General features: G+C 60.0%; 1 protein-coding gene. It reads right to left on the bottom strand.

Going from position 1 to position 1,623, the window contains the following annotated elements:
- Window positions 1-164: 164 nt before the first annotated feature.
- Entirely contained in the window at window positions 165-1,538 is a 1,374-nt protein-coding gene (locus ACQZ5H_RS32595; protein ID WP_112720537.1) for an ISNCY family transposase, read from the bottom strand.
- Window positions 1,539-1,623 lie beyond the last annotated feature (85 nt).

A 1,623-nucleotide genomic window follows, 5' to 3' on the forward strand; every position in this document is an offset into this window, starting at 1 on the left:
TGTGGCGGGAGAGTTGGAATGTCCGGCGGTTTGCAAGGTAGAAATGTCCGCGTGGTCATCACACGGCACAACGGTCAGCCCCGATCTGAGCGGCTGATCCCGGTTGCAAGATCAGATCGGGGCGGGTGGTAAATACACCTCTTCGGCTTTAGCTTTGACACGCCTCACTCCGCAGCCTGCTGTCGCGACAGTGCTTTCTGGCGCCGTGCGATCACTGCCGGATCGTTCATGAAATCCTTCCGCCGGCCAGGTCCGCGAGCCCGTTTGACGTAGCCATTCTTGTCACTGCTGCTCTTCACCTTCGGCTTGTCCTGCTGCTCCTGGCGCTCCTTGATATAGGCCAGAACATCACCCAACCGCTTGTTCTCGGTGATCGCGGCATGCGTCACCCGCTGGTCCTTGTCGAACACCGTGTAGGGCAGGGAGTAGCCTTTCCACCGCACATCCAGACGACCGTCGGCATAGGCATAGGTCTCGACATAGCGCCCCACCAGCCCACGCGTCACATCGGTCTCCTCCAGCATGATCCGCTGGCGCTCGAACGAAAACGTCAGCTGCGATCCAACATAGCGCTGCTCGCGTTTGCACAGGATCTCCGTCAACCGATCTGGCGCCAGATTCAGCGGCCGATGCAGATCATCAGACCGGGCAGGGGTAACCGCAAAACGCGCATTGTAGTCCTCCATGAAGTCCGGCAAAAACGCGTTGCCGGCCTCCATGCTGTCGATGCCGCAAAGCCTGAGCTCCTTGACCAGGCGGTCCTGCAGCGTCCGGTTCATGCGTTCGACACGACCCTTGGCCTGGCTCGAATTTGCGCATAGAATCTCGATGTTTAACTCGCAAAGTGCACGCCCGAACTGGGTCATGCCCTGGCCACCTTTGGCATCCTTCTTCGCCACCCGGAACACCGAATGCTTGTCCGAATAAAAGGCAATCGGCGCGCCGTGACGGTGGAGATAGAGTTCCAGCGCCTCGAAGTAGGTGAAGGCACTTTCCGAGCGCACGAAACGCAGCTGCATCAGCCTGCCGGTCGCATCGTCGACAAACACCAGCAGCGAGCAAGGCGGCCCGCGATCCTCGAACCAGCGATGCTCCGATCCGTCGATCTGCACCAACTCGCCATAAGCCTCGCGTCGAAGCCGCGGCTGGTGAAACGTCCGGCGCTGCTTGCGCGACAGCCACAGTCCGGCCTCGGACATCCAACCGCGCACCGTCTCGCGTGACACCCGCAAGCCATCGCGCTCAGCCAACTTCTCCGTCGCCAACGTCGGGCCGAAATCCGCATAACGTTCGCGAATCAGCGTCACCGCATAATCGCGAACCCCGTCGCTGATCCGATTGTTCGATGGTCGGCCGATCGCCTTGTGTCGGATCGACGCCGCGCCGCCAGTTCGCATCCGCTCTAAAAGCCGACGCACCTGGCGCTCACTCACGGCAAGAACGTGTGCCGCTGACACCGTAGTCATCCGGCCAGCGGCCACCTTCGATAAAATCTCAATCCGCTGCAGATCGCGCTCGCTCATCGCTATCAATCCCATCTGCAATCTCCCACGCATCCTTCAGATCCGGGGAGTGTGACATTCCAACTTTGCAGAAACAGGACATTCTAACTTTGTGGCTACA

The organism is Rhizobium sp. 21-4511-3d, from assembly GCF_053522545.1.

Bases quoted from the DNA above. Each gene is read 5' to 3' on its own strand.
- ACQZ5H_RS32595 (WP_112720537.1), bottom strand. From the start codon at position 1,538: ATGGGATTGATAGCGATGAGCGAGCGCGATCTGCAGCGGATTGAGATT.